We start from the raw sequence: 17,996 nt of genomic DNA on the forward strand, positions 1-17,996 counted from the left end.
GTTACCTTTCGATTCGAATTTTATTCCGAACCATGAAGAAAAAGTCTGGAAATGTCAGTATAAAAAATGTTTTTAAAACCATCATCTGGCCACGGCGAAAGTTCGTATTCATCGGATTGGGACTGATTGTGATCAGCAGGTTATCCGGTCTGGTGCTTCCCTATGCCAGCAAATACCTGGTGGATGAGGTAATTCCTTCGAATAATTTTGACCTGCTAAAATGGTTGATTTTAGCTGTCACCATCGCCGTCACCCTACAGGCCGTCACTTCTTACGGTCTGACGCAAATACTGAGCGTGGAAGCACAAAACCTGATTTCAACGCTTCGGGCGCAAGTGCAGGCACATATTATCCGTCTACCGATTCGGTTTTTTGACAATGCCAAAACCGGCGAACTGGTATCCCGCGTCATGACCGACGTCGAGGGCGTTCGAAATTTGGTCGGAACCGGCCTGGCTCAAATGGTTGGTGGCATACTCACCTCCCTGATTAGCCTGGTTTTGCTCATTTATATCAGTCCAAAGATGACCCTATACGTATTGGTTCCGGTCGCAATTTTTGGATTGATCTCCATGAAAGCTTTTGGCAAGATTCGGCCGATTTTCCGAGAACGGGGCAAAATAAATGCAGAGGTAACCGGAAGACTTACCGAGACACTGGGAGGCATTCGGGTAATCAAAGGTTTCAACGCAGAACAACAAGAAACCGAGATATTTGCAGCCGGAGTCAACCGCCTCTTTCTAAATGTGAAAAGTAGCCTTACCGCTACAAGTATTGTCACCAGTTCGGCTACCTTTCTGCTGGGCCTGGCATCGGCAGGTATCATGGGTATTGGGGGCTACCTGATCATGGAGGAGCAGCTGACCTTTGGCGACTTTCTGGCATTTACCCTACTTTTGGGATTTATGATCGCACCCATCCTGCAAATGAGCAATATCGGCAGTCAATTGACCGAAGCCTTTGCCGGGCTGGACCGGACCGAAGAACTGATGAACTTACCGCTGGAAGCAGACCCTGCCAATCGGACCATTCAGCTACCAACCATAGAGGGACGCGTGGTATTTCGGGATGTTCATTTTGGCTACGAACCGGGAAATGAAGTAATAAAAGGGATTAATTTTGAAGCAGCGCCAGGATCAGTCACCGCGTTGGTGGGGAGTTCAGGTTCTGGAAAAACCACCATTTCGGGCTTGCTGGCTTCCTTTTTGGTGCCTACAAAAGGACGTATAACCATTGACGGAGAAGATCTAAGTAAAGTTGATCTGAATTCGTTTCGAAGCCAGCTCGGGGTGGTTTTACAGGATGATTTTTTGTTTGAGGGTAGCATTCGGGAAAACATTTTGTTTCCAAGACCTCAGGCGAGCGAAGCGTCATTCCAGGAAGCCGTGCGGTCTGCCTACGTAAATCAGTTCACGGATCAATTTGAAAAAGGCCTGGACACCGTCATCGGCGAACGCGGCGTGAAGCTATCCGGAGGCCAACGGCAGCGACTGGCCATTGCCCGGGCAATATTGGCAGATCCACGAATTTTAATCCTGGATGAGGCCACCAGCAACCTGGATGCCGAGAGCGAAAATTACATTCAATCCAGCCTTAAACGATTGATGCAGGGCAGAACCACCTTTGTAATTGCGCACCGCCTGAGTACGATCCGGCAGGCAGATCAAATTCTGGTGATTGAAGGCGGTAGGATCGTGGAAAGAGGACGCCACGACGAGTTGATAGGATTACAGGGTAGGTACTACGATTTGTATACCTTTCAGGCAAGAATATAAAAACTGCCCCGGAAAAATTACCGCAGGGCGACCGAACAGGGAAAACCGACACGCGTAGCGGTTATCCTGGCCTTGGCTATTCTCCGCCGATCAGCGCTTCTGCGGCAAGCCGCCCCGACGTCATGGCCGCATTGATGGATCCGTTCAGCAGGTGATCCCCCGCCAGGTATACGTGATCGTATAATTTGGCATGCTGTGGGGGTATCCAGTTTTTTACATCGTCGATATGGGGTAAGGCCCGGGGAATGGAAAACGTTTTCATATGCTGGAAATAACTGGCGCTAATTCCCGAAAGCACCTCCAACTCCAGCGCAATGAGCTCCTCCAGGTTTTCTATACCTGCAACGTTTTTAACCACAGAAACGGATAATAGCGCCCTACCGTCGGCAGCGTATTCGGGACTAACATCGGTCATAAAGACCAGGTTATTGATCAAGAATTTGTCGTCGGTCACCAATCCAATCATCGGCTTACCAATGAACGACTGTTGCAGCGTAAAATACAGGTTTGTCACCTGGTGAAATGTTTCTTCCGGATGCCCCGTGAGCTTCCCATGGGCGGTGGCGATGATGATTTCGTCCGCAGTAATGGTGTTTCCATCGGCCAACAAAATCTGGTTTTTTTTCACCCCGGCTACCGGCGTATTGAAACGGACCTGGCTGTGGTTCAACTGCTCAAAAAGTTGGCGGGTAATTTGCCCCATTCCTTTAGCAGGGACACTGGCAAAGCCTTCGGCAAACATTTTGAATACAAACTCAAACATCCGGGAGGAGGTAGACAGGGATGTCTCCAGGAAAATACCGGTAAAAAACGGTGCAAAGAAGTTTTCGATGATGCGCTTAGAAAAGCCGGCGCTTCTCAAATAATCCAGCGTACTGCTCTGAGCCGATGAAAAAATGAGATCGGTGCTTTTTGCTTTCAGCATCTTGGTCAGCCGGTAGAGCCGTAGCTTGTCCAGCAGGGTACCAACCTGGGAAAAGGCCATGGCCAGTCCCTTTAATGGATCCCGCATGGGATCGTGTATGGCAAAGGTCGCTCCCGGACGAAAGACGATGGCACCGGATTTAAACTTTTTCAATTCCAATTTGTCCAAATCCAGGTACCGATGGATCTCAGGATAGGCAGTCAGCAGTACTTGAAATCCCCGGTCCAACAGGTACCCATTCACTTCATCGGTCTGTACCCTACCCCCGACCTGGCCCTGTGCTTCCAATATCACGGGGTAATAACCGGCTTTTTCCAGTTCGATCGCCGCCACCAAACCGGAAATGCCAGCGCCTATGATGTAGATGCTTTTTTCGTTCATGAGTTCTAGGGTTTAATGTAGGACAACGGACCTATTCTTCCTGAATGTTTCTACGCTTTCGAAACTTTCCTTCCTCGGATGAGCGGCTCGCTGTTTGTGAATCATTTGCGGAAGGGTTCGTATGTTGTTCCGAATTGGATGCCCCGCGGGGTTTTCGTTTGGGTTTGTTCCGTTTACCTTTGGGTTTGCCGGTTCCCTGGTGTTTTTCCCCACCTCTTGGTTTTCTGGGTCCTTCGTTTTTCAAATCCGGTCCGGGACCGATGCCTTCCGGATTCGGTACCACTTCAATTTGCAACCCAATCAGGTTTTCGATATTTCGGTATTTATAGCGATCTTTTTCGTTAACAAAGGTTACCGCCTTTCCCTTTTTCTCAGCCCGGGCGGTACGGCCCACACGGTGCACGTAGTCTTCCGGATCATTGGGTGTATCAAAATTTATGACCATCTCAATGTCTTCCACATCAATCCCACGGGACAGAATATCGGTAGCGACCAGAATCTTCAAGGATTTGTTTTTAAAGGAAGACATGATTTGCTCCCGCTCCGACTGATCGAGATCCGCATGAAAAGCTTCGACCTGAAACTGTTTTCGTAGGGTTTTAAACAAGGACTTCACTTTATCCTTGGTAGAACAAAAAACGATAACTGCCTGAAAATCCTGAGATTTCAGAATTTGTTGGACCAGGGCCTCTTTTTGGCTGTCGTACACATGGTACACGTATTGACTTACCCCTTTCGCGGTTTTGCCCAGCGCAATGGAAATTTGCTCCGGCTCATGAAGTATTTGCTGGGAAAATTTGCGAATTTTAGGGGGCATGGTCGCAGAAAACAGTAAGGTTTGCCGTTTTTTGGGCAAATGTTGCAGGATCGTGAGGATGTCTTCCGAAAAACCCATGTCCAGCATGCGGTCCGCTTCGTCGAGGATTAGATGCTGCAAAGCATCAAACTTTACCTTGCCTCCCGCCAAAAGAGCGATCAACCGACCCGGAGTGGCCACGACGATTTCCGCACCCAATTCCAGCGCCTTGCGTTGCTGCTCCCAGGTATTGCCATCGCCACCACCATAAATGGGAATGGAACTGATCCCAAGAAAATAGGCCAGCCCCTGTATTTGCTGATCAATCTGTATGGCCAGTTCCCTGGTCGGCGCAATGATCAATACTTTCACCCCCTTGTTCTGGCTTTGACTAATTTGATTCAATACCGGCAAAATAAAAGCGGCGGTTTTCCCCGTTCCGGTTTGAGCGGTAGCGATCAGGTCTTTGCCATCCAAAATCAATGGAATGGCTTGTTCCTGTATCGGGGTGGGCTTTTCAAATCCCATGGCGTCCAGTCCTTCCTGGAGCTCGGGAACAAATTTAAATTCACTAAAGGTCAAATTTTCTCAATTTTAAGTGTACACATACGCCCAGCCAATCAATACAAGTTGCAGGGGAAGTCGGAGTAATAACAACCACCTGGGAAGTCCTTTGTTCTCCTTCTGGTACATGTACAAATTTGCTGGAAATACTGCAATCAATAACAGGATGATTCCGTAGGCAGCCAGGCTTCGGGTGGATTCGAAAACCAACCCCAGTCCAAATACCATCTCCACGATTCCTACGATCCGGTTAACCAATTTTGGAGCGGGAACATAGGGTGGGATGATACGGATATACAACCTCGCTTTCACAAAATGCATGAAACCGGCGATTGTATAAAAAATTGCCATTGCATAAAGAAAAGCTTCATCCATAAAAATTAATTGCATCAATTTCTTTATTCAATAAAATTAGGACTTCCAAGTGGTAATACAAAAATTTAACCCGGTAATACTGTATTTATTTTACGTAGTCGCCATAACAAGCGTAATACCGTAGCCGTATTTGGGCAGGGAAGCCAAAAACCGGTTTTTACACGCCAGGCATTGAATGCTTGTTTCCGGAATTTCAAACCAACGAATTTTAATGTGGGGAAAAATGCGGTAGAGCGGGCTGCTAGCTTATCGGATGTCTCACCAGTTTCGGGTTAAATACCGTTCGTTATGCGCACTTCGTTCCTTGTACACTAAAATGGATTTTAAGAATAATCCCAGCTGGTCAACAACGCAAGGCCGGAAGTAACCGAATTGGCATGCTTCCCGGTGAATGGTATCTGTCTAGCTCAGTTGTTTAACGGTTTTGCGGTATTGGCTGGGTGTGACGCCGCTGATCTGCTTAAACTGGTTGTTAAAATGTGAAAGATTGGTATAGCCGGATTGGTAGCAGATATCGGAGATCAATAAATCAGAGTCCATTAGCAGCTTGCTCGCATAGCCAATCCGAACCTCTTTGAGGTAATTAAACAAAGACTTTCCGGTATTTGATTCAAAAAATCGGCAAAAAGCACTTACCGAGAGGTGACAATGGTCTGCTACATCCTCGAGCCTTATTTTTTTGGAAAAGTTCACCAAAATATACTCGTATACGCGCTTCAATTTTAGGTTGTTTGTATCGTCAGCATCCTGTATAAACCCTTCATTTACAAGTAGTCTTCGGTTATCTGTGCGAATCAGCAAATCAAAAATCTCTAACAGGTAAATTAATTTTCTAAAATTATTTACTTCGGGAATTTTCTGCAGTATCCATCGGATTTCTTCTATTCCTCTGCCATAAAACTGAACCCCCCGCTTCGCTAACTTGAAAAGGTCCAAAATAGGGCTTAACTCAGGTAATCGCTTGATTTTCTGTCCGAAAAAGTCTTCATGAAAATGAATGGTAATACATTCCGGTAAACAACCAATTGATACACCCGTCACTTCCCAGCAATGAGGAAGGTCAGGTCCCATGAGTACCAGGTCACCACGGGAAAAACTTTCCATAGTGTTTCCAACGATTCGGTTTCCCCAACCATCCACGATGTAATTCAACTCAAAGTTCTTGTGCGAGTGTATCCGATAAGTCCTCGGCGTCATAACGGCTCTTTTGAGGTTAAATGAGGTGCTTTCGGGGACAATGATCAGTTTTTTCCGGTGTTTCATGAAAACATTCGAATGATGACAATTGGTAAAATACTATCAGAATATAGCGGATTAATTACAAATTAACTACTATACTTATTCTTTTATGCAATGTAGGCTCCGGTATTTTTGGAAAGGACCGACCACGGCAAGAGCAAAATACTATCAGAATATGAGAATATTAATGAAACTTCAACTGGTTGATAGGGTATAACTTTGAATGTGTGAAAGGTATCCGGGTTAGCTAAAAAGGATGTCAACTCTCCAAAACGCTTCGGTAGATCCCGCTGTTCTTAAAAAAAATAGGTATATGCGATTAAAAATAAGTTTACTGGCAATCATCATGAATTTTGTGTTGACACACGTCATCGCGCAGCCGGGCAGTGCTGAGGAGCCTGCACGGTTTGTTGGCAACCTGGATGTCGCTTTTGATAGGCCCGATGGCAAACTGCCACCGGTTATAGGAGCGCAAAACTACCAGGTCTTGCGCTCTGTGAGAAGCGATACCAGCTTCGGTGACGGTCTTGGATTTACGCTACATCACCATCCAATGCTTTCCTATTGGAACGATAATTTCTACGTGCTATACAATGCCTGTCCTGAGCATGAAGAACGAGGTTTAACCGAAATACTTTTTTCCCGCTCGAAAGATGGCATGAACTGGTCAAAACCAGATATTATCTTCCCTCATGTCGTCTATAAAGGTGAACCTACATTTAGTAACCATCGGATGGGATTTTACATTACTCCCTCCGGTAGACTGCTGGCAACGACAGCCTATTTCCCCCAATCCGAAATGATTCCTCAGAAAGGAAGCGAGGACACGGCCAAGAAATATTTTGGGGTAGTGGTTCGAGAGATTCGGCAAGATGGAACGTTTGGAGAGATTTTTTTTATCGCCAGAAATAACAGTCTGTACCAAGAGGATGAGTTTCCTTACCCATACTATAAAGCATCAGCTGATCCTGTCTTTGTATCAGATTGCAATTCCTTACGAAATGATCGCCTGATCACTTTGCATTGGTGGGAGCAACTGCGTCCTGAAGATTTTAGTTTCCCTAAGTCTCTGACCGAACAAATAGTCAACGGTAACAGGAAATTTGCCAAAGCAATCAGCTATTATCGCCGACCTGACGGTGCAATTGTCGCTTTTTGGAAAAACAGTAAGTCTGCCATATCCCACGATCAAGGGAAAACATGGAGCAAGGTGGTTGATTTGAAAACATTCAGTGACGGCTACGCCAAGGTTTGGGCACAACGCACGAATGACGGAAGATACGCCGCGAGTTGGCAACCATTGGGCGAAGGGAGTTGGGGTAGGTATCCCATGCTGTGGGCCACTAGTGACGATGGTATCACGTATGAGCAAGCAATGCATGTGAATGGTGAAGTAACCATGCGCTACGAAGGCGGATCAAAGAACATCGGTCCTTGTAATTACCAGCGGGGATTGTATGAAAACGGCGCAGATATTCCTGGTGATGATGTTTGGGTGGTCTATTCCATGAGTAAAGAGGATATCTGGATTAGCCGAATCCCGGTTCCAATGAAAGAAAAAGCTGTGGGATACATTAATCAGGATTTTGAAAGTATCGAAACAACACTAGAACTGGAAAGATGGAATATTTTCCATCCTGCATGGGCACCTGTCACTATTTCCCAGCGACTTTCCGAAAAAAATACGTACATGAAATTCTCCGACCGGGATCCATTTGATTATGCAAAAGCTTTCCGAGTATTTAAGGAAAGCAAAGACGAACTTGTTGTCCAACTAAATGTGCTGGCGGAACAAAATGATCATGGCCGTTTCGAAATCGACCTGGGTAACACGGAACATCTCGCACCGATTAGAATTTCCTTTACACCAAATGGCAAAATAGAGATAGAACACTGGAAGTATACTTCAGTACTAGCTGACTATCAAGCAGGTAAATGGAATCAAATCCAACTGAAAATCGATATAGCTGGCAATAGGTTTTCAGTCACTGCCAATAACGTAACCATGGATGACCTGGTATTCAACAGCCGCAAGGTAAAAACACTGGACAGAATTACCTTTAGGACGGGCAATTATCGGGGAATATCCATCAATCCGGTGGAGCCGGAAAAAGATTTACCATTGCGTAAGGAAGCAGTTTATTTTTTGGATGATGTTCGCGTTGACATAAAAAAAATAGAAGAATGAACCGGAATCTACCATTATGAAATCAACAGGCAAAAAATCATCCGTAGACCTACAGTGAAATGAGTGTTACATCTGCAAAGGTGCTCCAGAACTTTGATCGATACAAGCTATCTGACCCCTTAAAATTCATTATAAACCGATGCAACGAACGATAATCCCATTCCTTATCATCTCGCTGATTGGCTTTTTCGGTTGCAATCAGAAGAAGTCGTCCACGGACATAATCAATGATATCGACTTTGTCACCATTCCTGCCGGGCAGTTTACCATGGGGGCGGACCTGCATCCAAAATACATTGCAGCCGGCCAGAATGAAGCGTGGAGAAGTATTTTCATTCAAGATGAATTCCCAGTACGGGACATAACGATCAGCCGCGACATTTCCATCTCCAAATTTGAAATTACAAACGCCCAATATGAGGCCTTTGACCCGGAACATAGCAGGTGGCGTGGCAACTTTATGGATCTTTCAACCAAGGATGATGAAGCAGTTGTATATGTAAGCTGGGAAGACGCGGTTGCCTTTACTACCTGGTTATCTGAGAATGACACGCACTATAGCTATCGACTGCCTACAGAAGCAGAGTGGGAATATGTGGCCCGGGCGGGTACGCGTACTCCATATATGGACGGAATTAGCGGCGACGTTTATGCGTTAAATCCAATGCAGCCGGAACAAATGATTGCATACAATTACCAGTGGCCGTATCCTTTTACGTTTAGCAATGGTTGTCGTAGCTGGGTATCCTGGAAACCCGAAAACTGTACTGGCGTGGAGGATGTCTACCCGAGTAAATTTGATATCAAGGATGCTGACTTGACGGTAGGACAGAACCGTCCCAATGGATTTGGAGTGCATGATATGATGGGGAATGTGGAGGAATGGGTGATGGACTGGTACGACGTCTATAAACCAGCGGAAACCATTGATCCCGCAGGCCCGATCAAAGGTGATTTTAAGGTGATTCGCGGTGGGAGCCATAACAACCATATTCAGCATATGCGTTCGGCCAACCGCATGGCTTCAGCAAAGGATGACAAACACTACCTTCTCGGATTTCGAATTGTGAGGATAGCGAAAGATAGTCCGGTACCTACACCCAGCCTGCTGCCTGATAACAAACCCTGGGCAACGGAAGTCAATCCTGCCAGGTTTCAATGGGCTGCCCCTACCGAAGAACCATTTTTTTCAATTCATAGCCTGTATGAGCTGGTATCACAGGCAGAAAACGGCAGCCATTATGGGTCTGATCAACAAATGCGGCAGTTTGGTTTTGATTCAGAAAAGCAAAAACCCCTGAGTTTGGGTCCGCTTTATACCCACAATCATTCGCCAACGATCACCTGGTGCGAAAATGGCGACCTATTGGTTTCCTGGTTTTCAGGCGAAAGTGAAATAGGCCCGGAACTAACCCTACTGGCGTCCCGGGGAAAAAGAAATGAAGATGGATCACTATCCTGGACCGAACCTGCGGAGTTTCTAAAAGCCGCGGACCGAAACATGCACGGTTCCAATTTATTGAACAATTCCTTACGCTTGTCAAATGGAACAGATAGTACGTTTACGATTCATCAAATGGCCAGTATCGGTGTGGCAGGAAGATGGGACAAACTGGGCCTCGGCTATAGAAAAAGCACAGATAATGGCGCGAATTGGTCCCCCGTAAAGATGGTTTTAGAAGTGGATCATGCATTGAATGACGGCGCCTCAATGCAAGGCAATATGTTTCAGACTACTAACAACGAATTGGTATTTGTTACCGATGATGACGGCGACGGGATATTCAATACCGGAAGCCTCATCGTTAGTGACGATGCCGGTGAAACCTGGGAAAGACGTGGTCACTCATCCAATACGCCTGATCAAAAACGTATTGCGGGATTACACGCCGCCGTAATCGAAATTTTGGATAGAGACGGAGATGGAAAATCAGACCTGCTGGCCATAGCGCGAGACAATGGCCAGTATTTTGATGGAAAGGCCCCACAGAGCATTTCTTTCGATGATGGTCATACCTGGGAGCGGTCACCTACGGTGTTTCCTTCAATTAGCAGCGGACAGAGGTTTTCGCTCTTACGCCTCCGGTTCGCCACGCATACACCTGAGTTTAGCAAGGGTTCTCCCATTCTTTTCAGCGGCTTTGCGCAGGGGGATTTTAAAGCTAGAAATGGTGAGGGTGAAATTGAATCAATCTCGGGATTATTTGTAGCAATATCTTTTGACGATGGAGTATCCTGGGATGTCATGCATCGCCGCGTTCTAAGCAATCTTACAGGAGATAGTACGTCGATGCTGACCATCGCTCCCTGGCAAGCAGACAATCTCCTTTCACGTAAAGATGGACAGGAAGGTGGCTACATAACGTCTACGCAGACACCGGACGGGATGATCCACGTGACCGACGGGAAACTTATTTACAGTTTTAATCTGGCATGGGTTATTCAATAATTGAAAACGTCTACCAGTACCCAGCAGACGATATCCGCTAGCTTGTAACCATCTGGGAGAATCAAGTATATGCTGGCCTGCTTTTCATTTCGTTCGCGTTCATACCTGACCGCGCAATACGATGGAGGCGAGGAAAACTACTATTTCCTTAGCAGGATCCATCAATCAACACCAAAGCTATTCAATAGAAGTAACGCTTCGCCTGATTAGAAATACCTGGCCTTTTGCTAAAGAAGGAGAAATAAAAGATTCTATGGTAATCTATCGGTCCTGGAAAGGAAGAATCGAAAATGAGCCATTGGATGGTATTGGGATGATGGAACGAGGTAGCTGGGCATTCGGATAAAAACAGTTTACGCCTTATTCTCCTCGGCACCGTGCCATTTTTTCGTGGTTTTTACGGGTCGATCCCCTGTCTGTATCGGTACAATGGTTCCGTAAGAAGAAGGCCCAGCCTACCAAGTACAGGGATCCTACCACCGCCCGGCTGCCAATTGCATGGCATGGGAACGAAGAAACTCAATGGCTGGCCGGTCACCAAGGGCAAGGAAAACGCGTTGATTTACGTTTAACTGCCAACGCTATCGTAATTAGTCGTCTAATCAACTATTCCTCCACGATTGAAAAAACGGCATCGCCGCGCGTAAAAAAATCCAATCTCCGATGCGCTATCGTAGCCAAATACTTTACACCTCGGCTGCCTGAACGTGCATCCAGTCGAAGTTTCTACGCCTCCCCAGGCTGACCCATCCTTCCTCTTCCCAACAACGCCACCATTCGTCGTACACCGGGTGGGCGAAAGCAGCCCGGTCCCTACCCCAGCGCAAGGCATTTCTATCCGGGTCAAAATCCAGGGCAACTCCCCAGGCATGGGTCGACCACAGGGTTCCGCCCCGCATGGGTCGGTTATTGAACGCGCCACCAAAGTAATTTAGCCGCAGGGAATTGATGTCGTTTTCGCCATAGGTATCCCGAACATCCTCCAATACCTTGGTAAGGCTTTCGGCTACCTTTCGGTGGCAGGTAATTTTCGTTGCCTTTAGCCGTAAGTCCCAGGCGATTTTCAGCACAAAGGGAGCCGGGATCGTTACCAGGTTTTCACCCCGGTTGCCGTAAAACTCCAGAAACTCAGGCGTATTTTGTTTGGGCCACCGGTTGGCAGGTACAATCTCTTCCGGTCTCCAGGTGGTTCTTCTTCGGCCATGCTGAAATATAAAGGCCAATTCCTCGAAACCAAATTGGGTTTGGGTGCCCCACAAGCCGTCTACCGGCCCGCCGTCAATGCCTTTCTCTTTGGCCCCCAATTGAATCATGGTGGCAATTTTGCGGGTATTGGGCATTCGAGGATCCATTCCTTCAATTTGATGCAAGGCAGCCAGGGTATTGTCCCCCAGTATGCCATCAATGGCTCCACGATACAGTCCTTTTTCAGCCAGAAGGTGTTGAACCACCATGATTTTTTCTTTCATACCATGATCTAGATAGTATAATGCAAGATATACTTATTTCGCAATAAATCTTAAGAAATTTTGCCTTCTTTTTGTATTTCATTCCGAATACATTGCATTAACACCGCTTCTTTGATGCAGGCGTGTCCGGCGGCCAGCGTTTTTAGTCCTACTTGCTGCACGATGTTTACAATATTTGCACCCGTAAGCGGGTACTTTTTTGCCAAATCCGGTACATGCAGTCCCTTTTCCAGTTCCATGGACTCGGGTAGATTTTTCTCCCAGAGTAAAAGCCGCTCTTTCGCCCCCGGTGCTTCAAAATCGATGATGGATTGAAATCTCCTGGTAAAGGCGCTGTCCAAATTGCTTTTAAAATTGGAAGCGAGGATCACCATTCCCGGGTGCTGTTCGATTCGCTGCAACAAATAGGAGACTTCCTGATTGGCGTATTTATCGTGAGCATCCCGTACGTTGGTTCGTTTTCCAAACAGTGCGTCGGCCTCATCAAAAAACAAGATCCAGTGCTTTCCTGAAGCCTTATCAAACAAGCGGGAAAGGTTTTTTTCGGTTTCCCCTATGTATTTGGATACCATCAGGGAGAGATCGATGCGGTAGACCTCTCGATCGGTATATTTTCCCAGCAAGCCTGCCGTTAATGTCTTGCCTGTGCCGGGGGGACCAAAAAACATGACCCGATAGCCAGGTTTCACTTTTTTCTTTAAATTCCATCGTTCCATGAGCTGTTCGTTGTAGCTCAACCAGTGTTCCAGGCCCTTTATTTGTGCAAGGGTCCGATCCGATAAAACCAGGTCCTCCCAGTCCAATTCGGTTTGAATCAGTTCGGCAGGAAAATCAGAACTGGGTTTGGGAGTCCGCACTTTTTCAAGCAGAAGCCGATCGCTAAACTCCGTATCCAACAGCAACGGTCCGGCGTAAAATGGCTCCCCCACAGCAGTATCTCCCAAAAACAGGTACTTGTTCCGAAAAAGGAGCGAATCCTCAAAGATGCTCAGGTATTTCTTCCGGGTGGATGGGTCTCTACCGGCCAAAAGGAACAATAGGGTCTCTCCGGTTGGCAGCATTCCCCGGTGGTACTTACCCTTGTATCCGCCAATTTCAGGGAAGTCCGTGCCGTCTGGAAAATAGGACTGAATGGTACGGCTAAGAAAACCGGGATCGATGTACGGAACGAGGGCCAATGCCAGCAGCAACAAATCCTGGTCTTTGATACCAAGCTCGTCGATAACTTTTCCCAGGTACTGCCTTGTATCAATAAACAGTTCTAGCTGAGGTTTTTCCAATGCCTGCGTCTTTCCACATTCGTGGTCTAGCCTGCTTTTGATCACCGCTTGCAAAAATTCCAGTAATTCCCTCATAAAAATTGTTTCCTCATATGTTGGCCATTATATCTGCTCATCGCTGCTGTTGGGCTGTCTCTGCCAATTTTTTATAGCGCTGAGCTTTGGGAAAGTCGGGCCGTATGGCAAGCGCTTTGTCCAACCAAAACACCGCCTTCTCCTTTTCCCCCTGTCCCAAAAAAACCACAGCCAATTCTGTCATGACCTGAAAATTTTCTGGATCCAATCGAAGTATTACTTCTAGTTGATGAATTCCGTCCGCCCCCTTGCCTATGGCCAAATAGGTAACTGCCAGGTGTTGGCGGACATCTACCTGATCCGGGTTTTCTGCCAGTGCCATTTTGAAAGCTTTTACTGCCAGACCAAAGTTTTTGAGTTGGTATTCACACTGGCCGATCATTTTCCAGGCAAGGGCATCGCCGTCTTCGATTTGTATGCCATGCAACTGATTCAAGGCCTTTTCCCAGCTTTCCAGTTTCATGTATACCTTGGCCAATTCAATGGCATATTGGCTGTCCCCCTCTTCCATCAGCAAGGTTTTCCAAGTAAGGATGGCTTGCTGGTAATCCCCGGTATGGATAGACAGCTGTGCCTGACTTACCCTGGCGCCTTTATGCGCAGGATCCAATTCCAGCGCTTGTTCGTAGCTGCGTGAAGCTTCCGCGTACTTGCCCAACATCGCCAATGCGTTCCCCTGATTGACCAAAAAGTGAGGTTTTTGAGCAAATGAATATGCCTTTTCGAAAAAACTCAAGGCTTTTCTATACGCTTTCTGTTGGTGATAATACAGACCCAGGTTGTTTAGTACCGAAGGATTGGAGGGATCCAAATCGACCGCTTCCTGATAGAAGGCCAGTGCCTTGTCGTATTGCCGATTCAGGAAATACCTCGCACCCTGGTTATTTCGTTCGATTGCTTTCTCTTTGTCCATATCACTAATTTACGCAAATAAATCGTTCTTTATGTCGGAAGCAAGTCCTTTGGCCATCTGAACGACGTCCAAATCAGGGTAAATGACTTCGATATCGTCAAAGGACATGTCGAATGCTTCTCCCTCCTGGTAATGCACCGGAAAAACAATTCCAAACTGTATGGCCGGACCCCATTCGTAAGAAGCCAGGTTATGCCTCCAGGTTTCCGAGACGGAAAGAAACCCAACACCTAAACTCGCCCGAGCAAATGCATTGATTTCAAAAATAAATTTTGGATTGACGGTAATCCTTCCGTTCGCATCAAGTGCCAGGCCGGTTTGAGGACTCCAGTTGACATCCACAGCTGCGGCAGCCTCGCCCTCAAGTCCCAAGGTCCCCGTAAGTTCAATTCCCCCCGATAAGCTGGCTATTGCCACGCTCACGCCCAGGCCCAGGTCTCCGCTGAGCGTGAGGCCGGCATCTGCTGGAATCGCAAACTCACCGTGGCCGGTTACGGTGGTTTCATCTTCTCGCTCGGGATTATAGGTGATTTCTGCGGAAAGGTCCCGTAACTCACCTGGGCCAAAACCGGCCGTAAAATCGAGCCCACCTCCTATTTGTGCTACCAATCCAATACTCCTGGGACCCAAAGGAATGGCAAACAAGGGGATTTCTATCGTGGGCACACGGAAAAGGTTTCTGTTGAATTCCCGTCGTTGAAATACTTCATAGCTTTCAGCGGCCAACCGGGCATTGACCTCAATTTCCCCGTTTGGTAGCAGGCGCACTCCGGCGGTCGCTGCTAACCAGGGAGTGAGCTGCAAGGTTAGTTCCCCTCCTCCATACACCCGCATGGTTTCGTCGGGATCACCTGCAGGTTGTCCGTCTTCCCCAATGGGACGATTGGTGGCCCCCACTTCCACCGTTCCGCTCAGCATCCCACGGCTGTAGGCAGCAGACCCCTCTATGGTGAGCGCCCCGTTATCGTAAGTTACGGTCAAGGAAGTGGATATGCCTGGGATATCGGGTTGGGCCGTTCCGGAAACAAATACCTCATAGGATTCGGCTCCAGCTGGCTTGGATACCCTGGCTTCTACGTTCCCTCCGGTGATTCCCGGAATATCGGCACTAAGGGCAAAATTACCCCCAATGGAAAATCCCTCTTCCCCATACTGTATGTCCATGCTTCCCCGCTCGATTCCAGGAATATCCAGCTCGGCCTCGCCCGTAGCGGAGAAATTATTTTCACTGTAGGTGGCCGTAATGGTCGCATTTTTGACACCTCGTACCTTCCCTTCGGGAATACCTATTTCACCACCGATCGTCCAGGTATTCTCTTTGTATTCCACGTTGATCGCCGCGGGATCAAATAGATCGGAATCAAAATTAAAGGTGCCTTGCAACTCAAACCCGCCGGAGGTGGAAGCAGTAGCACTGATTTGGCCTTCGCCAACCTGATTGATCCCAAAATCGGTCTGTCCGGTTAATCCCAATCCATCCGCCGAACTAGCAAAAATGGTCAGCGAACTTCCGCTGATTTCAAATGGAGGAGGCACGTTGATTTGTTCGATGGGAAAGGTCTTGGACACCCGTATTTCGCCATTTGAAATAAAAAACTCAATCGGGTTTCCTTGAAAAATGGGAATACTGGGCAGAATATGGCCGTAGGCCTCAATGCCGTTGGGTTGCAGATTTAATTCAATAATATCGACCGGACTGGCCTTTTTTATTCGCAGCCCATACAGGCTCGATTTTATCGATTGCTTGGTGAGGAATCCTGCGTACTTCGATCCCGGATACCGATTAACAGTAATCACTTTGTCTTCCGGCCATGGGCTCCATGTCTTGTCGTTGGCGGGGATATTTATGGAAAGCGAGCCCAAAATTGGCGTGTTCTCTACTGCTTCGCCCTGTGTATTGAATTGCTTGTTTACAATGCGAAAGGGATTACCAAACCAATTTCGCTCGTCGCTTCCCACGGCGCTACCCTCTCCTGTCCAAATAAAGCGTTTTCCCAAGCCGCCCGACTCATTTGGAAAAACCCGCACTTCGCCTTCGTTACCAATATCGGCCAAGTTGCCTACTTCGATCGCATCCAGGTGCTCCGCATCTTCAATTTGCGTTTTTGTCCAAAATTCGTTTTCGCTGATCGCACTATCCCCACCAGGCAAACTTTCGGCTTGCGTAAAAATCAAGGTGTAATTGTTTTTAAAATATCCGTCCCCTCCCGGGTATTCGGTTCCATGCCGGTCCCGGAAGCCGGTTAGTTTCTCGGTGATTTGACCCTTGATTGTGGACCCGCTCGAACTGTTTTTGGAAGAATCCAACAATTCCATGTTGGGAAGCGTATTTGGCCAGGTAGCGGTGTTCCAATTCGCCAATTGAAGCTCCACAATATGGTCCACATCAAAATTCCTGAATGCCTTATTCTTTCCCCAAACGGGGGTGGTCAATTCCTTAGCTACGGTATCGATGTTTCCTATATACGTAGGCTTTACACTGCGACCAGAAATGGCTGCGTTAAAAACATGCGTAGTGGCTGCGGTTGGCGGCGCATGGTGGTGGTTTTCATACAAGGATGTCAATTGGCTTTTGATCGTTGTGGTGGCTATTTCTTCCTTCCATACACCATCTCTTTGGTTTGTTGAGCCTCTGGTATAATTGTTTTTTCGTTTCAACGGGGCTTTGCTGGTATACAGCGTACCCCTGTGTTCCAAAAGTTTAAATCCGGGCACCGGAATGGCATCAAAGGTGATGGTCTTTGCCGTTTCATCGATCACTCCAGTCTCTGGGCGCATTTCCGGGGGCTCGATTTCGTCTTCCCCCTCCTTTTGGATCGCTTGGGGCCTCGCAGACGAGCTTGCACCCTGTTGCAAGGTATGGGTCAATTCGTGCGCGAGCAGGTGTTGGCCGGATGTGCTGGAAGGGTTATACGTCCCTTCGTTGAAATAAATATCCCTTCCGTGCGTAAAGGCCCGCGCGCCAATATCCTGACTCATTTGCACCGCCTCGGAATCCGTATGGATACGCACCTCACTAAAATCGGCCCCAAATCCCTGCTCCATCTGGTTCTGAGTGGCTGTCTCCATGGCTGTTCCACCCGAGCTTTGGGACAGTCTTTGCTCCAACCCGGATGGGGTTGTAGATGCCTGCTGCTCCTTTTTTTGAAGCATTCCGGGCTCCCCTTCTTCTGAAAAAGCGGCCTCAGGGTCAACGGTCTGCGCCTGCACTGCTTCCTCTTCCTCCGCTTGGAGCGCCTCTTCCGTTTCGGTAGGCAAGCTTTCACTCACCAAACGGGACAGCGGGGTCACCTCCGCCGACAAGGGCTGCCTGGATACAGTTTCTGCAGGGGTTTCTTTTCGTTGTACGTCCAGATCCGCTTCCTCTGTAGACGGTTCGGATCCTGAGGATTGCAAAACCTCCTCGTCTGCCTGCCGTTGCAGTACCTGATCAGCCATGGCGTCGGCCTCTTGCTCGTATTGGTCACCTGCCTGCCCCACTTGAAGTTTGGCTTGAAAAAAATCGCCACTTCGCTCCCCGTTGGGGGATTGATTGGGCTTGCCGGATGTTCGCTGAAAAACTTTCAT

The 17,996-nt window shown here is 47.6% G+C and carries 12 protein-coding genes; 4 read left to right on the top strand and 8 right to left on the bottom strand.

Annotation, left to right across the window (positions count from 1 at the left end; all coding sequences use genetic code 11):
• The first annotated feature begins 32 nt into the window (after window positions 1-32).
• Window positions 33-1,775, top strand: a complete 1,743-nt coding sequence (locus tag GCU44_RS16795) for an ABC transporter ATP-binding protein (RefSeq protein WP_092169112.1) — start codon at window positions 33-35, stop codon at window positions 1,773-1,775.
• A gap of 76 nt (window positions 1,776-1,851) precedes the next feature.
• On the opposite strand, the gene GCU44_RS16800 is transcribed toward GCU44_RS16795, so the two are convergent.
• The 4 genes from GCU44_RS16800 to GCU44_RS16815 all read right to left on the bottom strand — a co-directional run bounded on the left by GCU44_RS16800 (window position 1,852) and on the right by GCU44_RS16815 (window position 6,079).
• Window positions 1,852-3,081 (bottom strand): NAD(P)/FAD-dependent oxidoreductase, encoded by a 1,230-nt coding sequence (locus GCU44_RS16800; protein WP_154857914.1) that lies wholly within the window; start codon window positions 3,079-3,081, stop codon window positions 1,852-1,854.
• Window positions 3,082-3,112: 31 nt separating this feature from the next.
• Window positions 3,113-4,459 carry a DEAD/DEAH box helicase gene (locus tag GCU44_RS16805; protein ID WP_394366496.1) on the bottom strand — a complete coding sequence of 449 codons (1,347 nt, stop codon included), beginning with the start codon at window positions 4,457-4,459 and terminating at the stop codon, window positions 3,113-3,115.
• A gap of 12 nt (window positions 4,460-4,471) precedes the next feature.
• Window positions 4,472-4,762 carry a DoxX family protein gene (locus tag GCU44_RS16810; RefSeq protein ID WP_317175344.1) on the bottom strand — a complete coding sequence of 97 codons (291 nt, stop codon included), beginning with the start codon at window positions 4,760-4,762 and terminating at the stop codon, window positions 4,472-4,474.
• A gap of 456 nt (window positions 4,763-5,218) precedes the next feature.
• Window positions 5,219-6,079, bottom strand: coding sequence for a helix-turn-helix domain-containing protein (locus GCU44_RS16815; protein WP_154857916.1), 861 nt, complete (start codon window positions 6,077-6,079; stop codon window positions 5,219-5,221).
• Window positions 6,080-6,368: 289 nt separating this feature from the next.
• Between GCU44_RS16815 and GCU44_RS16820 the strand changes: the two genes are divergently transcribed.
• From GCU44_RS16820 to GCU44_RS16830, 3 genes are all read left to right on the top strand, one after another.
• Window positions 6,369-8,243, top strand: a complete 1,875-nt coding sequence (locus GCU44_RS16820; RefSeq protein WP_154857918.1) for a sialidase family protein — start codon at window positions 6,369-6,371, stop codon at window positions 8,241-8,243.
• Between the two features lie 139 nt (window positions 8,244-8,382).
• The gene (locus GCU44_RS16825; RefSeq protein ID WP_154857920.1) at window positions 8,383-10,692 is read left to right on the top strand and encodes an SUMF1/EgtB/PvdO family nonheme iron enzyme; all 2,310 of its coding nucleotides are present in this window, start codon (window positions 8,383-8,385) and stop codon (window positions 10,690-10,692) included.
• Between the two features lie 121 nt (window positions 10,693-10,813).
• Window positions 10,814-11,038 (top strand): hypothetical protein, encoded by a 225-nt coding sequence (locus GCU44_RS16830; RefSeq protein WP_154857921.1) that lies wholly within the window; start codon window positions 10,814-10,816, stop codon window positions 11,036-11,038.
• A 340-nt stretch (window positions 11,039-11,378) separates the two neighbouring features.
• Here the strand turns inward: GCU44_RS16830 and GCU44_RS16835 are convergent, their stop codons facing one another.
• The 4 genes from GCU44_RS16835 to GCU44_RS16850 are packed head-to-tail and all read right to left on the bottom strand — an operon-like array spanning window position 11,379 to window position 17,996.
• Complete coding sequence (locus GCU44_RS16835) at window positions 11,379-12,161, bottom strand: M15 family metallopeptidase (protein ID WP_154857923.1); 783 nt, start codon at window positions 12,159-12,161, stop codon at window positions 11,379-11,381.
• A gap of 50 nt (window positions 12,162-12,211) precedes the next feature.
• The gene (locus GCU44_RS16840; RefSeq protein ID WP_154857925.1) at window positions 12,212-13,516 is read right to left on the bottom strand and encodes an ATP-binding protein; all 1,305 of its coding nucleotides are present in this window, start codon (window positions 13,514-13,516) and stop codon (window positions 12,212-12,214) included.
• A gap of 37 nt (window positions 13,517-13,553) precedes the next feature.
• Window positions 13,554-14,429 (bottom strand): tetratricopeptide repeat protein, encoded by an 876-nt coding sequence (locus GCU44_RS16845; RefSeq protein WP_154857927.1) that lies wholly within the window; start codon window positions 14,427-14,429, stop codon window positions 13,554-13,556.
• Window positions 14,430-14,438: 9 nt separating this feature from the next.
• Window positions 14,439-17,996, bottom strand: coding sequence for an eCIS core domain-containing protein (locus GCU44_RS16850; protein WP_154857929.1), 3,558 nt, complete (start codon window positions 17,994-17,996; stop codon window positions 14,439-14,441).

The organism is Cyclobacterium xiamenense (assembly GCF_009467825.1).
In the GTDB taxonomy this organism is placed as follows: Bacteria; Bacteroidota; Bacteroidia; order Cytophagales; family Cyclobacteriaceae; genus Cyclobacterium; species Cyclobacterium xiamenense.

Excerpts from the sequence above, each read along its gene's own strand:
- GCU44_RS16815 (WP_154857916.1), bottom strand. The coding sequence starts at position 6,079 with ATGAAACACCGGAAAAAACTGATCATTGTCCCCGAAAGCACCTCATTT.
- GCU44_RS16800 (WP_154857914.1), bottom strand. The coding sequence starts at position 3,081 with ATGAACGAAAAAAGCATCTACATCATAGGCGCTGGCATTTCCGGTTTG.
- GCU44_RS16810 (WP_317175344.1), bottom strand. The coding sequence starts at position 4,762 with ATGCATTTTGTGAAAGCGAGGTTGTATATCCGTATCATCCCACCCTAT.
- GCU44_RS16850 (WP_154857929.1), bottom strand. The coding sequence starts at position 17,996 with ATGAAAGTTTTTCAGCGAACATCCGGCAAGCCCAATCAATCCCCCAAC.
- GCU44_RS16835 (WP_154857923.1), bottom strand. The coding sequence starts at position 12,161 with ATGAAAGAAAAAATCATGGTGGTTCAACACCTTCTGGCTGAAAAAGGA.
- GCU44_RS16820 (WP_154857918.1), top strand. The coding sequence starts at position 6,369 with ATGCGATTAAAAATAAGTTTACTGGCAATCATCATGAATTTTGTGTTG.
- GCU44_RS16825 (WP_154857920.1), top strand. The coding sequence starts at position 8,383 with ATGCAACGAACGATAATCCCATTCCTTATCATCTCGCTGATTGGCTTT.
- GCU44_RS16830 (WP_154857921.1), top strand. The coding sequence starts at position 10,814 with ATGGAGGCGAGGAAAACTACTATTTCCTTAGCAGGATCCATCAATCAA.
- GCU44_RS16845 (WP_154857927.1), bottom strand. The coding sequence starts at position 14,429 with ATGGACAAAGAGAAAGCAATCGAACGAAATAACCAGGGTGCGAGGTAT.
- GCU44_RS16840 (WP_154857925.1), bottom strand. The coding sequence starts at position 13,516 with ATGAGGGAATTACTGGAATTTTTGCAAGCGGTGATCAAAAGCAGGCTA.
- GCU44_RS16795 (WP_092169112.1), top strand. The coding sequence starts at position 33 with ATGAAGAAAAAGTCTGGAAATGTCAGTATAAAAAATGTTTTTAAAACC.